This is a genomic window from Aquitalea aquatilis, assembly GCF_005155025.1.
Taxonomy (GTDB): Bacteria; Pseudomonadota; Gammaproteobacteria; order Burkholderiales; family Chromobacteriaceae; genus Aquitalea; species Aquitalea aquatilis.
This window is the reverse complement of the sequence record NZ_CP039731.1, coordinates 4,009,210-4,026,695: the sequence shown is the minus strand read 5'-3', so window position 1 is coordinate 4,026,695 and position 17,486 is coordinate 4,009,210. Positions and strand designations below refer to the sequence as shown.

The 17,486-nt window shown below is 62.6% G+C and carries 13 protein-coding genes and 1 pseudogene; 9 read left to right on the top strand and 5 right to left on the bottom strand.

Annotation, left to right across the window (positions count from 1 at the left end; translation table 11 throughout):
• Nucleotides 1-128: 128 nt before the first annotated feature.
• A pseudogene (locus FAZ30_RS18730) lies at nucleotides 129-881 on the bottom strand (class II glutamine amidotransferase); the annotation flags it as partial.
• A gap of 256 nt (nucleotides 882-1,137) precedes the next feature.
• On the opposite strand from FAZ30_RS18730, the gene pgaA reads away from it, so the two are divergent.
• From pgaA to pgaD, 4 genes are all read left to right on the top strand, one after another.
• Complete coding sequence (gene pgaA, locus FAZ30_RS18725; RefSeq protein ID WP_168190881.1) at nucleotides 1,138-3,555, top strand: poly-beta-1,6 N-acetyl-D-glucosamine export porin PgaA; 2,418 nt, start codon at nucleotides 1,138-1,140, stop codon at nucleotides 3,553-3,555.
• Nucleotides 3,555-5,516 (top strand): poly-beta-1,6-N-acetyl-D-glucosamine N-deacetylase PgaB, encoded by a 1,962-nt coding sequence (gene pgaB, locus FAZ30_RS18720; RefSeq protein WP_137010015.1) that lies wholly within the window; start codon nucleotides 3,555-3,557, stop codon nucleotides 5,514-5,516. The genes pgaA and pgaB overlap by 1 nt, the downstream gene beginning before the upstream one ends.
• Nucleotides 5,517-5,606: 90 nt before the next feature.
• On the top strand, nucleotides 5,607-6,854 hold the full coding sequence (gene pgaC / locus FAZ30_RS18715) for a poly-beta-1,6-N-acetyl-D-glucosamine synthase (protein WP_137010014.1): 1,248 nt from the start codon (nucleotides 5,607-5,609) through the stop codon (nucleotides 6,852-6,854).
• A complete protein-coding gene (gene pgaD, locus FAZ30_RS18710; protein WP_124643689.1) occupies nucleotides 6,851-7,396 on the top strand; it encodes a poly-beta-1,6-N-acetyl-D-glucosamine biosynthesis protein PgaD in 546 nt (181 codons plus the stop codon). Before pgaC ends, pgaD begins: the two co-directional genes overlap by 4 nt.
• Here the strand turns inward: pgaD and FAZ30_RS18705 are convergent.
• Nucleotides 7,370-8,815 carry an aminotransferase-like domain-containing protein gene (locus FAZ30_RS18705; protein WP_124643690.1) on the bottom strand — a complete coding sequence of 482 codons (1,446 nt, stop codon included), beginning with the start codon at nucleotides 8,813-8,815 and terminating at the stop codon, nucleotides 7,370-7,372. The genes pgaD and FAZ30_RS18705 overlap by 27 nt on opposite strands.
• Nucleotides 8,816-9,056: 241 nt before the next feature.
• Here FAZ30_RS18705 and FAZ30_RS18700 point away from each other — a divergent pair, with 241 nt between their 5' ends.
• On the top strand, nucleotides 9,057-9,689 hold the full coding sequence (locus FAZ30_RS18700) for a LysE family translocator (RefSeq protein WP_124643691.1): 633 nt from the start codon (nucleotides 9,057-9,059) through the stop codon (nucleotides 9,687-9,689).
• Nucleotides 9,690-9,798: 109 nt separating this feature from the next.
• The gene (gltX, locus tag FAZ30_RS18695) at nucleotides 9,799-11,184 is read left to right on the top strand and encodes a glutamate--tRNA ligase (RefSeq protein WP_124643692.1); all 1,386 of its coding nucleotides are present in this window, start codon (nucleotides 9,799-9,801) and stop codon (nucleotides 11,182-11,184) included.
• 148 nt (nucleotides 11,185-11,332) lie between these two features.
• Here the strand turns inward: gltX and FAZ30_RS18690 are convergent, their stop codons facing one another.
• The 3 genes from FAZ30_RS18690 to kynB form a co-directional block, all read right to left on the bottom strand.
• Nucleotides 11,333-12,709: an amino acid permease gene (locus tag FAZ30_RS18690; protein WP_124643693.1), complete on the bottom strand. Its 1,377-nt coding sequence runs from the start codon at nucleotides 12,707-12,709 to the stop codon at nucleotides 11,333-11,335.
• Nucleotides 12,710-12,840: 131 nt separating this feature from the next.
• Nucleotides 12,841-14,091, bottom strand: a complete 1,251-nt coding sequence (gene kynU / locus FAZ30_RS18685; protein WP_124643694.1) for a kynureninase — start codon at nucleotides 14,089-14,091, stop codon at nucleotides 12,841-12,843.
• A 28-nt stretch (nucleotides 14,092-14,119) separates the two neighbouring features.
• Entirely contained in the window at nucleotides 14,120-14,758 is a 639-nt protein-coding gene (gene kynB / locus FAZ30_RS18680) for an arylformamidase (RefSeq protein ID WP_124643695.1), read from the bottom strand.
• Nucleotides 14,759-14,890: 132 nt separating this feature from the next.
• Between kynB and FAZ30_RS18675 the strand changes: the two genes are divergently transcribed.
• The 3 genes from FAZ30_RS18675 to FAZ30_RS18665 all read left to right on the top strand — a co-directional run bounded on the left by FAZ30_RS18675 (nucleotide 14,891) and on the right by FAZ30_RS18665 (nucleotide 17,484).
• Nucleotides 14,891-15,361: an Lrp/AsnC family transcriptional regulator gene (locus FAZ30_RS18675; RefSeq protein WP_124643696.1), complete on the top strand. Its 471-nt coding sequence runs from the start codon at nucleotides 14,891-14,893 to the stop codon at nucleotides 15,359-15,361.
• A 165-nt stretch (nucleotides 15,362-15,526) separates the two neighbouring features.
• Nucleotides 15,527-16,771: a nitronate monooxygenase gene (locus FAZ30_RS18670; RefSeq protein WP_124643697.1), complete on the top strand. Its 1,245-nt coding sequence runs from the start codon at nucleotides 15,527-15,529 to the stop codon at nucleotides 16,769-16,771.
• A 137-nt stretch (nucleotides 16,772-16,908) separates the two neighbouring features.
• The gene (locus FAZ30_RS18665) at nucleotides 16,909-17,484 is read left to right on the top strand and encodes a hydrolase (protein WP_137010013.1); all 576 of its coding nucleotides are present in this window, start codon (nucleotides 16,909-16,911) and stop codon (nucleotides 17,482-17,484) included.
• Nucleotides 17,485-17,486 lie beyond the last annotated feature (2 nt).

Genomic DNA, 17,486 nt, shown 5'->3' with positions numbered 1-17,486 from the left:
CCAGCAGCATAACGCGGAAGTGGCGGGGCGCAAATGTGAAAAAGCCGTTTCTGCTGAGAAACGGCGATGACGGTGTGGCGCGTGGTTGCGGGCCTGGCTCAGCTGTTGCCGGAGCTGACCAGCAAAGGCGCACCGTCGCGGAACAGCAGCAACTGGCCGGCTTCCAGCTGGGTCCAGCTTTCATTGTCGGTCAACGGCTGGGTGGCCACCACGGCCACGCGGTCGTGGGGTGTGGTGACGGTGGAGAAATCCACCGTGACATCGTCGTCCACCAGGTGGGCCTTGTTGAACGGTGCCTGGCGAATGATGTAGTGCAGATGGGTGGCGCAATGGGCAAACAGCACCTCGCCATTGCTCAGCATGAAGTTGAACACGCCATGCTGGTGGATCTCGGCAGCCAGACGGTCGACCTCGGCAAACAGCTCGTCCAGCTGCGGTGCGCTGCACCATTTGCGGCGCAGCTGTTCCAGCAGGTAGCAGAAGGCGCGTTCCGAATCGGTGCTGCCTACCGGATTGAAGTGGCAGCCGGCTTCGGGCTGGAAGGTTTTCAGATCGCCGTTGTGGGCAAAAATCCAGTACTGGCCCCACATCTCGCGCATGAAGGGGTGGGTATTGGCCAGATTGACCTCGCCCTGGGTGGCTTTGCGGATGTGGGCGATGACGTTTTGCGACTTGATCGGGTAGTTGCGCACCAGATGGGCGACCGCCGACTCAACCGAAGGCTTGTCGTCCAGAAAGATGCGGCAGCCCTTGCCCTCGAAAAAGGCGATGCCCCAGCCATCGGCGTGGTGATCGGTCAGGCCGCCACGGCGGTGAAAGCCTTCGAAGGAAAACAGGATGTCGGTCGGGGTATTGCAGTTCATGCCTAGTAGCTGGCACATGAGGTCATTGCTCGCAAATAGGGGTGTATCGGGTGTGACAGCCAGTCTGGGCGCGCCATCTGGCCTGATCCGAGCATAGTCGATTCGGGCAGGTGCGACAATTGGCGGGCGCGAAATCAATGCGTGCATATTTGATAGAAAATATTAATTCACAATTTAAAACTTGATTATGCGGTGATCGGGATATACGATTTTACTAAATACTATTTAAATAAATTATTTAATATAGAGCGTGGCGACAATGAAGCGATACTGCATGTCCAGCCTGCTGCTTGGCCTGTGCGTGGCCAGCAGCAGCCTGATGGCGGAAACTCCCCTGTGGCAGCAAGCTGACTATGCGGCTGCCATTCTCAAGGCCCGTGCTGGCGAACCGGCCCCGGCGCTGGCGATGCTGGAAAGCCAGCGCGCCCGCGCTCCCCTGCAAGGCAGCCTGCTCGACGATTACCTGACCCTGTTGTGCTGGAGTGGCCGGCCGGATGATGCCTTGGCCAGCCTGCCATCGGCGCGTGCTGGCTTGCGCAGCGACACCCTGGCCTTGCTGGCCCGTGCTGCCCGCGACACCAAGCACTATCCACTGGCGGTCGAGCTTTACCAGACGCTGTTGCAGCGTGAGGCCCGTGCCGACTGGACCGCCGGCTTGGCCATGGCCCAGGCCGAGGCCGGGCAGCTGGCTGATGCGCGCCATACGCTGGACCAGGCTGAGCTGACCGCGCCGGCCGGCGACGTGCGCGAACTGCTGCGGGCGCGGGGCTATGTACTGATTCAGGCCGGCCAGCTGACCGAGGCGCTAGCTTATCTGCAGCGCCGGCAAGCCGAGTATCCGGACGATGTGCCGCTGCAAAGCCTGCTGGTGGAGGTGCAACTGCGGCTGAGCATGCCACAGCAAGCGCTGGCCACGGCGCGGCGCGGCGGTGCGGCAGATGCTGTTTTGCTGCGGCAGGCCGAGTTTGACCGTATCGCCACCCTGAGCCGCTGGGGCCGGGTGCAGGAGAGTTTGCAAAACGGCATGGAGCGGCATGCGCAAACCGATGCTGCTCTGGCGCAGAACCAACAATGGCTGGATGCGCTGCCCGCCACGGAAACCCGCTTTACCACACTGGCACTGGATGACCGCTTGCAGATGCTGACCCAGCGCGGCCGCTTTGCCGACACGCTGCAGCTCTACCAGGCGCATCCCGGGCTGCCCTGGTCTCCCTATGCCCGTGCCGCCGTGGCCGATGCCTATCTGGCACAGCGCCAGCCTGAGTTGGCCGCTGCTTTGTATCGTGCGGCGCTGCAGGCGAAGCCGGCAGCGGATGAAGCGCTGGATTGGCGCAGCGGGCTGGTGTACGCCTTGCTGGAGAGTAATGACTTTGCCGGCGTCCGCGCCGAGCTGGCCGCCATGCGCGCGGCCACGCCGCGTGTGCGCAGCAATGCCGCCGGCCAGCGCAGCTTTAATCCGGACTATCAGCGCGTGATGTTGCTGGATGCCATGCTGGCGGCCTATCAAGACCAGACCCGTGCCGCCTGGCTGCAAGTGGAACAGCTGCTGCGCGATGCCCCCTTCAATGCCGAACTACGCCAGAACCAGGCTGCGCTGGCCTTGCTGCGCGGCTGGCCGCGTCGTGCCGGTGACATTTACCGCCGCTTGCAGGTGGACGATCCGGCCTCGCTCGAGGCCCGGGCCGGGCTGGCCAGTGTGGCGCTGGATACTTGGGAATATCCGCAGGCAGCAGCCCTGCTGGGCGAACTGCGGCAACAGCGACCGGACTGGAAAGAGCTGGACAGGTTGCAGCGCAGCTACGACTGGTCGCAACGGCCGGAGCTGACCGTGGAGGCCGGGCGTGACTTGTCCGGTGGCCAGGGCAGCAGTGAGCAAAATGCCTGGGATACGCTGTCCCGGCTCTATTCCGCAGCTGTCGGCCACTGGCGGCTGTTTGCCCAGCATCAGCTGCAGCGTGCCAGTTATGTGGATCAGCCTGAACCGGCCCGTTATGAAAGTGGCGGCTTGGGGCTGCAATACCGCAGCGTGCAGGGCAGTGGTGAGTTTGGCGTGCTGGCCGGTCTGGATGGCCAGAGTCAGGCTGGCGCGTTTGCTGGCTACAACTGGACGCCGGATGACCGGTGGAGTCTGGGTGCGCGCTACGAGCAGAACAGTGCCGACACCCCGCTCAAGGCGCGGCTGAGCCAGATCCGTGGCAACAAGGCCGAGCTGCATGCCGGCTACCGGGTGGACGACTACCGCCAGTTTTCCCTGCAACTGAGCCAACTGTCGTTGTCCGACGGCAATCTGCGCCAGTCGCTGGGCGGCGGCTGGACCGAACGCTGGTATAGCGGCCCGCTCTACAAGCTGGACAGCACGCTGTGGCTGGCTGCCAGCCACAATCGCGATACCCCTTCCGCACTGTATTTCAATCCGCAGAGCGATAGCGAAGCCGATCTCACCATCACCCAGGACTGGCGCTTGTGGGGTCGTTACGACAACAGCCTGCATCAGCGGCTGGGGCTGACGGTTGGCACATACCAGCAGCAAGGCTATGGCAGCGGTGGAGTGTGGGGGCTGATGCTGGAGCAGGAGTGGCGCTGGGGTGAGCGTGCCAGCCTGCGCTATGGCTATAGCCGGGTGCGTCACCCTTATGACGGCAAGGCTGATTTTGGCAGCAAGGTCTATCTGAATATCGATTGGCGGTTCTGATGAAAACGAAACAATGGTTTTTGGTCGTGTGGCTGGCCCTGTGCACACTGTTTGCGCTGGCCGCACCGGTGCAGGCCGGTTCCGGGCTGATCATCCTGTGCTACCACGAAGTGGGGCAGCCGGATGCGCGCAGCAACGACCCCTTTGCCGTGGATGCCCGCAGCCTGGTGCGGCAGATGGAGTGGATGCGCGGGCAGGGCTATCAGTTTGTCAGCGTGGAGGATGTGCTGGCCGACCGCGCCGGCAAGAAGCCGCTGCCGGACAAGGCCGTGCTGCTGACCTTTGATGATGGCTACCGCAGCGTCTACACCCAGGTCTACCCGGTACTGCGCAGCTTGCATGCGCCGGCGCTGATCGCGCTGGTGGGCAGTTGGCTGGAGCAGCCGGATAACGGCCAGGTGCGTTATGGCGACGGCCTGGTTCCGCGCAGCACCTTTCTGAGCTGGGAGCAAATCCGCGAAATGCAGGCCAGCGGCCTGGTAGAAGTGGCCAGCCATAGCTATGCCGAGCATTTTGGCCAGCTTGCCAATCCGCAGGGCAATAGCGAACCGGCCTTCACCTCGCTGGCCTGGAAGTCCGGCAGCTATGAAACCCCGGAAGCCTACCGGGCGCGTGTCCGTGCCGATTTGCTGCGCAACAGCGAACTGCTCAAGGCCAGGCTGGGACAGGCCCCGCGTGTGATGGTCTGGCCCTATGGCAGCTATACCCGCGAAACGGCGGCCATTGCCGGCGAGCTGGGCATGCCGCTGGCCATGAGCCTGGACGAGGGCATCAACACGCGCCAGACCCCCCTGGCAGGGCTGCGCCGGCTGCTGCTGGACGCCAATATGAGCCTGCCTGATCTGGCCTGGCAGTTCCAGCAACTGGAAACCTGGCCGGACGGCATACGGCCGGAGCCCAGCCGCATCATGCATGTCGACCTCGACTATATCTACGACCCCGATCCGGCGCGGCAGGAGGAAAACCTGGGCCGTCTGCTGGACCGGGTCAAGGCCATGGGGGCCAGCACGGTCTATCTGCAAGCCTTTGCCAATCCCGAGGGCGATGGCGTGGCGCGCTCACTGTATTTCCCCAACCGCCACCTGCCGATGCGGGCCGATCTGTTCAACCGCGCCGTCTGGCAATTGCGCACCCGCGCCGGCGTGCGCGTCTACGCCTGGATGCCGCTGCTGGCTTTCGACTTGCCGCGTGAAAACCCGCTGCGTCAGCAAAGAGTGCTGGCACTGGGGCGGCAGGGGCTGCCGGAGCAGCAGGGCTATATCCGGCTGACGCCGTATTCGGCCGAGGCGCGCCAGACCATCCGCGAGATTTACCAGGACCTGGCGCGCACGGTGCAGTTCGACGGCCTGCTATTCCATGACGACGCCACCCTGTCGGATGTGGAAGACATCAGTGGTGCCGCCATGGCGGCCAACCGCGCCATGGGCCTGCCGGATTCGCTGCCGGCCTTGCAACAGGACGAGGCAGCCCTGCAGCGCTGGAACGACAGCAAGACCAAGCTGCTGGACGACTTCACCCTCGAGCTGGCGCAAGTGGTGCGTACCTGGCAGCCCACGTTGAAAACCGCCCGCAATCTCTATGCCGGCGTGGTGATGAATCCGGCGACGGAAAGCTGGTTTGCCCAGTCCTATGTCACGGCACTGCAGCACTACGACCGGGTGGCCATCATGGCCATGCCCTATATGGAGAACGCCGCGCAGCCACGGCAATGGCTGCGCCAGCTGTTTGACAAGGTAAAGGCCGTGCCGGGTGCGCTGGATCGCACGGTGTTCGAACTACAGGCGCGGGACTGGCGCAACGGCAAGCCGATTCCCACCCGGGAAATGGCTGAAGTGGTGGATGAACTGCATACCCGCGGTGCGCGCCATATCGCCTACTACCCGGACGACCTGTTCCAGGATCAGCCACGGCTGGCCGATTTCAAGGCGGCCTTTTCCATGCGCAGCCGCCCCGAACAGTAATTAAGTGCTACCGGCCGCACGCCGGCTACCTGTCCCCAGCCCGGCGGCTGTATGCGCCGCCGTCGCTGCACTCATGCAAGGAGTCAGATCATGACCACCGCTCTGGCACTGCTATTGGGCTATGCTTTTTTCTACCCGCTGTTCATGGCGTATTTATGGATGGTGGGGGCCGTGCATTACTATTTTCATTACGAACGCAAAGACCCGCCGCTGGACCAGCCCCCGTCGCTGGCCTACCCGCCCATCAGCGTGGTGGTGCCCTGTTACAACGAAGAAGACAATGTGCGCGAAACCCTGCACTACGCGCTGTCGCTGGACTACCCGGAATACGAGGTGATTGCCGTCAACGATGGCAGCAAGGACGCCACTGCCGCCATCCTGGATGAGCTGGCCGCCGTGCATCCGCGGCTGCGCGTGCTGCATCAGGCCAGCAACCAGGGCAAGGCGGTGGGGCTGAACACGGCGCTGACCATGGCCCGCCACGAATACCTGCTGTGCATAGATGGCGATGCGCTGCTCGATCCCTATTCGGCCAAATGGCTGATGCGCCACTTTCATGGCTCGCCCCGGGTGGGGGCGGTTACCGGCAATCCGCGCATCCGCAACCGCACCACCTTGCTGGGGCGGCTGCAGGTGGGCGAGTTCACCGCCATCATCGGGCTGATCAAGCGCGCCCAGCGCACTTATGGCCGGCTGTTTACCGTGTCCGGGGTGATTACCGCCTTTCGCAAGACCGCAGTGGTGCAGGCTGGCTACTGGAGCGACGACATGCTGACCGAAGACATCGACATCAGCTGGAAAATCCAGCTGCAGCACTGGGATGTGCGCTTCGAGCCGCGGGCGCTGGTATGGATACTGATGCCGGAAACCCTGCGCGGCCTGTGGAAGCAGCGGCTGCGCTGGGCCAAGGGCGGCACCCAGGCGCTGATGCGCAATGCCTGGATTGTCGGCCACTGGAAGCACCGCCGCATGTGGCCGGTATATGCCGAGTATTTCCTCAGCGTGGTGTGGTCGTACGTGATGGCCTTCATCATCGTCAGCTGGCTGCTCAGCCTGTTGTTGCCTGGCATCGTGCCGCCGATGGAGTCGCCCTTCCTGCCCGGCTGGCACGGCGTGGTACTGGGCGTGACCTGCATGCTGCAGTTTGCCACCAGCAAGCTGATGGACAGTCAGTATGACGTTGATCTGGGCAAGAACTATTTCTGGATGATCTGGTATCCGCTGGCCTACTGGCTGCTGAATATCGGCACCACCGTGGTGGCCTTTCCACAGGGCGTGCTGCGGCGCAAGGGCAAGCGGGCGCGCTGGGTCAGTCCGGACCGGGGAGTACGCGCATGAAAAAACTGGCTGATGTCCTGATCATCCGTGCCGCCCACAATATGAGCTGGCTGCAGCGGCTGGTGTCACGCTTGCTGACCGTGCTGTGGTGGCTGTTGTGGGTGTATCTGTGGCTGCCGGCGCTGGCCTTTGCCTGCCTGCTGATCTGGGGCGAACAGCTGCTGCCGGTGACGGTACGGATCGACCAACTGCCCGATCACCTGGCGGTGCTGGGGCGCTATGCCTTGCTGGTCTGCCTGTTTGGTGGCGGGCTGCTGCTGTGGTCGCGCATCAACTACTGGCGTTTTTCCGGTGAGGAGCAGCGCGGCGAAATCGACAATGTCACGCTGGAAGAGATGGCGGCCGATCTGGGGCTGGCACCACAGCTGCTGCGCGCAGGCCAGGCCGGCAAGGTGGTGGTGGTGCATCACAATCCGGAAGGCGGAATTCATCATCTGGATATCCTGCTGCCCTTGCCGGCCAGCACGGTGGCTCTGACTGAGCCTGCCGTGGCCATGCCGGCGAGCTTGCCGCTGTCAGTCGGTCAGCCCGGCAAGACCTGAGTCACCCATGCCCGAGGCCAGCTCGCCCACCCGCACCAGCGCCCGCTCGTAGGCCTCGTTCCAGGGGTAACAGCAGGACAGTCGCAGGCAGTTGCGATAACGGCCACGCGCCGAGTACATCACCCCCGGTACCACGGTGATGCGCTCGGCCAGGGCGGCGTGAAACAGCTCCAGCGTGTCCACGCCGGAAGGCAGCTCCACCCACAGCAGGCAGCCGCCAGAGGGCAGGGTGGCACGGGTGCCCTGCGGAAAACGGCTGGCCACCGTGCCGCGCAGCCGCTCCATCTGGCTCATGAAATGGCGGCGGATCAGCCGCAGGTGGTGGTCGTAGCCGCCGCTTTCCAGATACTCGGCCAGGGTTTCCTCCAGCAGCCGGGGTTGGCCCAGCGAGCTGGCACACTTCAGTTGCAATACTTCGCGGGCAAAGCGGCCGGCGGCAATCCAGCCTATACGGAATCCCGGCGCCAACGTCTTGCTGTAGCTGGAGCACAGCAGCACCCAGCCATCGCGGTCGAAGGCCTTGACCGCATCCGGCGTTTGCACGCCGTAGTGCAGGTCGGCATGCGGGGCGTCCTCAATCAGCGGGATGCGGTAGTCGTTGACCAGCTGTGCCAGCCTGCGCTTGGCCTCGGGCGGCATGGTGCTGCCCAGCGGATTGTGCACCGTGGGCATGGCCACGATGGCTTGCAGCCGTTTTTCCGACAGCAGCAGTTCCAGCGCATCCAGCGACAGCCCGCTATTGGGGTGGGTGGGGATTTCGATCACCGACAAGCCCAGGCTTTTCAGCAGCGGCAGCAGGTAGAAATAAGTCGGCGATTCCAGCCCTACCGTGTCACCCGGCTTGCATACGGCACGCAAGGCCAGCTGCAGTGCTTCGGAGCAGCCATTGGTGATGACGATATCGTCCATGGCCAGCACACAGCCCCAGCTGACGGCGCGCTGGGCAATCTGCCGGCGTAGTCGCTCGGAACCGGGCGGGAAGGGGTAGTCGGTGGTCAGCTCGGGATGCTGGCGCAGCAGCCGGCCCATGATGTGCTTGAAACGGGTGGTGGGGTAGAAATCGCTGCCGCGCGGGCTGGCCAGCGACAGGTCGATGAAATCGGCGGCGGTCTGCACCCGCATCACCGTTTCGATATGGTCCACCACCTCGCCGGTGGGTGCGGCTTCGCTCTGGCGCCGCATGCGCGGCAGCGGCAGGCTGGCGGCGGCTTTTACATAGAAGCCGGATTGCGGCCGGGCCTCGATAAAACCACGGTCTTCCAGCGTGCGATAAGTCAGCAGGATGGTGGAGGGGCTGACCTTGTGCATGGTGCAGGCCTTGCGCACCGAGGGCAGGCGTTCGCCAGCACGCACCACACCGTTCTGGATCAGGGTGATCCACTCGTTGACCAGCTGTTGATACAGCGGCTCCTGGCTCATTGCACGTCTCCTGCAGGCAGTTGGATGGCCCGCCCGGCACAATTTCGCCTGGATCAGACCATAACAGTTTTGTATATTGCCAACTGTTACGGTCTCAATTGTATTTTTCTGAATCTGTTATTGTCCAGCCCCTTTGCGTACCATGAGCACATCAAAAACCGATAGTGCTGCCGCGTCTGTCCGGCTGGCCACAAGCCGGTCGCTGCAGGTGCTGCCGCCTCAGCCCTACCCTGGAGTTGTCATGAATCTTGTTGCACTGGTCACCTATCTGTTGGTGATGTCCATCACCCCCGGTCCCAATAATCTGGTGCTGGCCTCGTCCGGCGTCAATTACGGCTTTAGCCGCACCATGCCGGCGATGATGGGCATGGCGCTGGGGCTGGCGGTGCAGGTGGGGGTGCTGACGGTGTTTCTGGGTAATCTGGTGGGGCTGATCAGCAGCGTGCAGCTGTATCTGGCGCTGGCCGGCTGCAGCTATCTGCTGTGGCTGTCCTGGGGCATGGCCCGCGCCGGTGCTGCCGGTGAGCAGGCCGATCAAGGCCAGCCCATGGGCTTTGTCGGCGGCCTGCTGTTCAACTGGCTTAACCCCAAGGTGTGGCTGATGGGCTTCAATATTGCCGTGGTGTTCCTGCCGCAGCACATGCCGCCGCTGACTGCCGGCCTGCTGTTTGCCGCCATTACCTTTGTGGTTGGCCTGCCCTGCATTGCCCTGTGGGCGGGCAGTGGCGTGGCCATCCGCCGCTGGCTGGCCTCGCCGCGCCGGCTGCGTGCCTTCAACTGCGGCATGGCGGCCATGCTGGCCGGCACGGCGTTCTGGCTGCTGGCGCAGATGTTGCCGGCTGATGTGCTGCCAGCCGTTGGCGGGCTGATTTGAGCCAAGATAATTCTGCTGGTGGATGAGGCGTACCAGGCCCGCATTTGCGGGCTGTTTTGTTGGCGGCGTACAATAGCGCCTTTCTTCATCCGGCTGGACCCATCCCATCATGATCCGTACCCGTTTTGCCCCCAGCCCCACCGGCTATCTGCATATCGGTGGCGTGCGCACCGCTCTCTTTTCCTGGGCCTATGCCCGCAAGAACAATGGCGTTTTCGTGCTGCGTATCGAAGACACCGACCTTGAGCGCTCCACGCCGGAGTCGGTCAAGGCCATCATGGACGGCATGCACTGGGTAGGTCTGGATTATGACGAAGGCCCCTTCTATCAGACCCAGCGTTTCGACCGCTACAAGGAAGTGATCCAGCAACTGCTGGAGTCCGGCCATGCCTATCGCTGCTACTGCAGCAAGGACGAGCTGGAAGCCATGCGTGCCGAGCAGGAAGCCAATGGCGAAAAGCCGCGCTACGACCGCCGCTGGCGTCCGGAAGAGGGCAAGACCCTGCCGGCCATTCCGGCCAACGTGGAGCCGGTGATCCGCTTCCGCACCCCGCTGGACGGCACGGTGGCCTGGGACGACGCGGTCAAGGGCCGTATCGAATTCTCCAACACCGAGCTGGACGACCTGATCATCGCCCGCCCGGACGGCAGCCCCACCTACAACTTCTGCGTGGTGGTGGACGACTGGGACATGCAGATCACCCATGTGATTCGCGGTGACGACCATGTCAACAATACCCCGCGCCAGATCAACATCCTGCAGGCGCTGAACGCACCGTTGCCGGTGTACGGCCACCTGCCGATGATCCTGAATGAAGACGGCCAGAAAATGTCCAAGCGCCGCGATGCGGTGAGCGTGGTGGACTACGCCGACAAGGGCATTCTGCCGGAAGCGCTGCTCAACTATCTGGCCCGTCTGGGCTGGGGCCATGGAGATGACGAATTCTTCGACATGAAGCAGTTTGTCGAATGGTTCAGCCTGGAAGCGGTCAGCGCCTCGGCCAGCCGTTTCAACCAGGAAAAATTCCTGTGGCTGAACGCCCAGCACATCAAGGCCGCCGACAACAGCCGCCTGGCTGCGCTGATTGCGCCGCGTCTGGCGACTGCCGGAGTGGATGCCAGCACCGGTCCGGCCATCGAAGACGTGATTGCCCTGGTCAAGGAGCGTGTGCAAGACCTGAACGCGCTGGCGGTGGAAGTGGATTACTTCTACAAGAAACGTGAAGCCGCCGCTGCCGACGTGGAAAAGCACCTGGCTGGCGACGCCGTCGCCCGCATGGGCCGCTTTGCCGACAAGCTGGCCGCACTGGACAGCTGGACCGCAGAAAGCATCCATGAGCTGTTCAAGCCCTTCTGCGCCGAAGAAGGCATCAAGATGGGCCAGCTGGGCATGCCGCTGCGCGTGCTGGTGTGCGGCACCACCCAGACCCCGTCGGTAGACGCGGTCCTGGCCGTGATCGGCAAGGAAGAAGTGCTGCGCCGCCTGCGCGGCTGATTTTGCCTGTCTGACCAGACAAAGCCACCCCGCGGGGTGGCTTTTTGCATTCTGCTGTGGCGGCCTTGCGATTTAGCCCGGCCGACAAGATGGCGTAGCGTCGCTGGGGCAAGGCGCTACGCCGCAGCAGGGTTTTGCTTAGCGGCTCTTATGACGGGCTGGCTGGTCTGCGCGGCCGGACAAAGCGGTACAGCACAATCAGCAGCAGCAGGAAGGGCAGGCCGAAGGCCAGCGTCAGACGGAAGACATCGGTCAGCGCCGTGGTCAGCAGGATGGCCAGCATCAGCCCCAGGCCCAGCAGGGTGGAAACGGGGAAAAAGGGCAGGCGGAAAGCCAGCGGTTTGGTGCCGTGGCGCTGGTGATGACGGCGGAAATACCAGTGGGTGAGGAAGATCATCATCCAGGTAAACAGCGCGCCAAACATCGACAGCGACATCATCAGCGTGAAGGCCTGGCCGGGGAACAGCACAAACAGCAGGGTAGCCAGCGCAATGCCGCTGGTGGACAGCAGCAGGGCGTTGAGCGGAATGCCGTTGTGGTTGAGCTTGCCCAGGCTGGCCGGGGCATCGCCGGCGCGCGACAGGCTGAACATCATGCGGGTGGTGATGTAGAGCTGGCTGTTCATGGCCGACAGCGCCGCGATGATGACGACGAAGTTGAGGATGCCGGCCGCGTAGGGAATGCCCAGCACCTGCATCACGGTGACAAAGGGGCTGCTGCCCTTGCCCAGACCATCCCAGGGCACGATGGCCAGAATCAGGGTCAGCGACAAGACGTAAAACACCAGCAGGCGCACGATGGTGGCGCGAAAGGCGTGGCGCACCGCCTGTTCCGGGTGTTCTGCTTCACCCGCTGCCACCGCGATCATTTCCACGCTCAGATAGCTGAAGATGGAGATCACCACCGCCACCCACATTCCCCACCAGCCGTGCGGGAAAAAGCCGCCATGGTTGGTGAAGTTCTGCGTGCCATAGGCCGGGTTGCCGCTGCCCCACACCACATAGCCACCCAGCAGGATGAAGCCGACGATGGCAAAAATCTTGATGGCGGAAAACCAGTATTCCACCGTGCCAAAGGCTTTGACACTCATGGCATTGACGCCGATCAGCACGCCGGAGAACAGTACGATCCAGATCCACGATGGTGCGTGGGGGAACCAGTACTGCATGTATTCGGCCACTGCGGTGACTTCGGTACCCACCGCCATGACAATGCAGGTCCAGTAGCTGTAGCGCACCAGAAAGCCCGCCAGCGGGCTGATGTAATGCTCGGCAAAAGCACCAAACGAACCGGATGTGGCGTGGGCGATGGTCATTTCCGCCAGGCAGCCCATCAGCAGCAGGGTGATCAGCCCGCCGATGGCATAGCTGAGCAAGACGCTGGGGCCGGCAAAGCCGATGGCAAACTTGCTGCCCAGAAACAGGCCGGTGCCAATGGCACCGCCGATGGCGATCATGCTCATCTGCCGGCCGCTCAGCCGGCGTTGCAGTCCGCTTTCGCGCTGCTGGATTTGGTCAAAACTCATGTCTTCTCCTTTACCTTCCTTGGTGGAGCTGCGCATTTCTCTTGGCCATGGCGCGGCCTGGATGCGCTCGGCTCCCGTGATGGTGTGTTACCGGGTGACAACCGCCAGCCGGGCGGCTGGCGGGGTGTGGCTCAGGTCACGGCGTGACGCTGCTTGAAGCGCGGCTGGTCCCAGCTGGCGCTGTCCAGAATGTCGCGCAGGATTTCCACGGCATCCCAGATGTCGGTATGGCTCAGATAGAGCGGGGTAATGCCAAAGCGCAGCACTTCCGGCTCGCGGTAATCACCGATGACGCCACGGTCGATCAGCGCCTGCATCACGGCATAGCCCTCGGGATGGCGATAGCTGACATGGCTGCCACGGCGGCCATGTTCGCGCGGGGTGATCAGCGTTAGCGGATGGTGGCTGCAGCGCTCCTCCACTAGTTGGATGAACAGGTCGGTCAAGGCCAGCGATTTCTCGCGCAGTGCCGCCATGCTGGTTTGCAGGGTGGCGTCCAGCCCGCACTCCACCAGCGACATCGACAGGATGGGCTGGGTGCCGCACAGAAAGCGGCGGATGCCCTGGGCCGGCTGGTAATCCACAGCCATGTCAAACGGGCGCGAGTGGCCCCACCAACCGGACAAGGGTTGCCAGAAACCATCCTGATGGCGGGCCGCTACCCAGATGAAGGCGGGTGAGCCGGGGCCGCCATTGAGGTATTTGTAGGTGCAGCCGACGGCAAAGTCGGCCTTGCTGCCATTGAGGTCCACCGGTACTGCCCCGGCGGCATGGGCCAGGTCCCAGATAGTGAGCGCACCTTGCTGATGGGCCTGTGCGGTGACGGCGGCCATGTCATACATGGCACCGGTACGGTAATTGACGTGCGACAGCAGCAACACGGCCACGTCTTCGTCCAGTGCCTGTTCCAGCGACAGGGTGTCGTCGATCAGTCGCATCTCGTAGCCCTGCTGCAGCAGGTCGATCATGCCCTGGATCATGTACAGGTCGGTGGGGAAGTTGTCGCGCTCGGACACGATCACCTTGCGCGCCGGTGCGGCGTGCTGCTGGATGCGGATGGCGGCGGCCAGTGCCTTGAAGATATTGAGCGAGGTGGTGTCGGTAATCACCACTTCATCCGTGCCGGCACCGATCAGCCCGGCCAGCTTGTTGCCCAGCCGGCGCGGCAGTTCGAACCAGCCGGCAGTATTCCAGCTGCGGATCAGGCCCACGCCCCATTCCTGGCGCAATACTTCCAGGCTGCGTGCCTCGGCGCTGTTGGGCAGTACGCCCAATGAATTGCCATCCAGATAGAGCACACCCGGCGGCAGGTCGAATTGCTGGCGCAGGCCGGCCAGTTGATCCTGGCGGTCGGCGGCCAGGCAGTGTTCACGAGTCAGCATCAGTTTCTCCTTTGTGGTGCTGTGTTTGTTATCGGGGCAGGGGGCTGCGCAGTACGGCGCGGACCGGACTGGCATCCAGATTGATCAGTTTCAGTGGCAGGGCGATCAGCTCGTAGTCACCGGGTGGAATCTCGTCCAGCCACAGGTTTTCCAGAATCGCCATGCCGTGGTGGGCGACGGCGTGGTGGGCGTCCAGCGTCTTGCTGTCTGCCGCATCCAGCGAGGCGGTATCCACGCCGATCAGCCGCACGCCTTGCTGGCCCAGCCAGTGGATGAGTGCCGGGTCCATGGCGCAGAAGTCGGCATCCCATTGCTGCGGAAACTGCCGATAGCAGCGGATCAGCAGCCGTGGTGGCAGCGGGTCCGGCTGGCCTGCCAGTGCCTGCTGCAGCCGGGGCAGGGTGAGTAGCGGTGCGGCGTCCAGGCTGTGCACCACGCGACAGGGGCCAAGATAGGCATCCAGATCGACCAGGCCGATGGGCAGGCCGTCCGCCTGGTAATGCAGCGGGGCATCGGCATGCGCGCCACTGTGCGGCGACAAGGTCAGCCGGGCGACATTGACCGGGCAATGTGCATCCAGCTGCCAGGCCGGGCTTTCCTGTAGCGCGGTATCTCCCGGCCACACTGGCATGCCGGCATAGAGCGGTGGGCTGATGTCATACAGCATGGTGCTCTCCATGGATTGGACAATTCATGTTAGCACCGTGATTGTTTTGAAAAATTGCAAGTTCAACTTGTGGAGTGTTGATATTTCGCAGAATATTCAACAAATTTCATTGAGGAAGAAAGGAAGTTGCAAATGCAGCTGGATGCCATTGATGTGCGGATTCTTTCTGCATTGCAGCACAACGGCCGGCTCAGCAATCAGGATCTGGCCGACCAGGTGGCGCTGTCGCCATCTGCCTGTTTGCGTCGGGTACGCACGCTGGAGGAGGGGGGGCTGATTCGTGGCTACCACGCCGAACTGGACGCGGTGGCGCTGGGCTTCGAGCTGGAGGCCATCGTGCAGGTCACGCTGGATCGCAGCCGGGATGACTGGCATGGCGAGTTCTTGCAGCAGATGGAGGCTTTCGAGGAGGTGACCGCAGCCTATGTGGTGACCGGGCCCTGCAATTACATTCTGCATGTACGCTGTCGCAGCTTGCCGGCGTTTTCCGATTTCATCGTCGAGAAGCTGAACAAGGTGCCCGGCATGCGTGATTTCAGTTCCTTCATCGTGCTGAAAACCGTGAAGGACACCCGAGACCGGCTGCCCCTGGCCATGCGCTGAGCCTGGCGCACCACGGTAACAAAGGCCTTGTATGCTTGAGTGGAGGCCGCTGGCACCCGCTGGTCCGCCTGACTTATCTTGGCTGCGAGCAAAAACTCTAAAAAAATGGATTTTGTGTAAAGGGATGGGGGATAATGCCGCCCAGCCAAACTGAGGTTCATCAAAATGAAGTGTGTTGACGATTTCCGCCTGCGTCTGGGCAAGCAAGAGCTGGTTCCCATCATGGTCGGTGGCATGGGTGTGGACATCTCCACCGTTGCCCTGTCGCTGGAGGCGGCCCGTCTGGGCGGCATCGGTCATATTTCCGATGCCATGGTGCCGACGGTAACCGACCGCCGCTTCAATACCAAGTTCGTCAAGGACAAGCTCAAACAGTACAAATTCAACGTGGAAAACGCCGATAAATCCGTGGTCAAGTTTGACCTGGATATTCTGGCCGAAGCCACCAGAATGCACGTTGGCTCCGCCATGGAAGCCAAAAAGGGCGACGGGCTGATTTTCATCAACTGTATGGAAAAGCTCACCATGAATGCGCCCAAGGAAACCTTGCGCGTACGCATGCAAACCGCCATGGATGCCGGCATCGACGGCATCACCCTGGCTGCGGGCCTGCATCTGGGCTCGTTTGCACTGATCGAAGACCATCCGCGTTTTCGTGATGTGAAGCTGGGCATCATTGTTTCGTCCTTGCGCGCCTTGCAGCTGTTCCTGAAAAAATCCGCCCGTACCGGCCGTCTGCCGGACTACGTGGTGGTGGAAGGCCCGCTGGCTGGCGGTCACCTGGGTTTCGGCATGGACTGGGCGCAGTATGATCTGGCGACCATCGTGGCCGAGATTCACGCCTGGATGCAGGCCGAGCAGCTGGATATTCCGCTGATTCCGGCTGGCGGCATCTTTACCGGCAGCGATGCCACGGCCTTTCTGGAAAACGGTGCTGGTGCTGTGCAGGTGGCCACCCGCTTTACTGTCACCCGCGAATGCGGCCTGCCGGAAAAGGTGCAGCAGGAGTATTTCAAGGCGACGGAAGACGATATCGAAGTCAACCAGCTGTCGCCGACCGGCTACCCGATGCGCATGATCAAGTCCTGCCCGGCCATTGGCGACGGCATTCGCCCCAATTGCGAGGCTTACGGCTATCTGCTGGACGCCAGCGGCGGCTGTGCCTACATCCAGGCCTATAACCGCGAAGTGGCCGCCCATCCGGGCGAGCGCCGCATCAAGGTGATGGACAAGACCTGTCTGTGTACGCATATGCGCAACTTCGATTGCTGGACCTGCGGTCAATACACCTATCGTCTGAAGGACACCACCCGTCGCAACGAGGATGGCAGCTACCAGATCCTCAGCGCCGAACACGTGTTCAAGGACTACCAGTTCAGCAAGGATGGCAAGGTCGCCCTGCCGGATTGATGTCGTACCCGCACCTGGTCTGGCTGGACCGGTAGTGGAACATGGCGAAACGCTGCGGCGTTTCGCCATTTTTCTTGTTGAAGCGGCGCTGGCAGTAGTATCGTCGGAGCCTGTCTTGTCACTGTTTGAGGACTGCCATGCCGGACCGTTTTGATCCCGCCACCACCGCCCTGATCCTGGTCGATCTGCAGCAGGGCATTCTCGGTTTTGCCAAACAACCCTATGACACCGAACAGGTGCTGGAACGCTCGGCCACGCTGGCGCGGGCGTTTCGCGCAGCTGGTGCGCCGGTGGTGCTGGTGCGAGTGGGCTGGTCGGCCGATGGAGGGGATGCACTGAAGCTGCCCACCGACCTGCAGCCGCCAGCCACGCAGGTGCCGGACAACTGGCTGCAACAGCCAGCAGAGCTGGAGGTGGCGGCCAGCGACATCCAGATCATCAAGCGACAGTGGAATGCCTTTTATGGCACCGAGCTGGATTTGCAACTGCGCCGGCGCGGTGTGCGCACCGTGGTGCTGGCGGGCATCTCCACCCATATCGGGGTGGATTCGACGGCGCGTGCCGCCTGGGAGCGTGGCTATGCCGTGGTGCTGGCAGAAGATGCCATGAGCTGCCCGCAGCTGGAGTGTCACCAGTTTTCCGTGCAGCATATCTTTCCGCGGCTGGGTCGGGTGCGCAGTACCGCCGAGGTGCTGCAGGCACTGGCCGTCTAGCC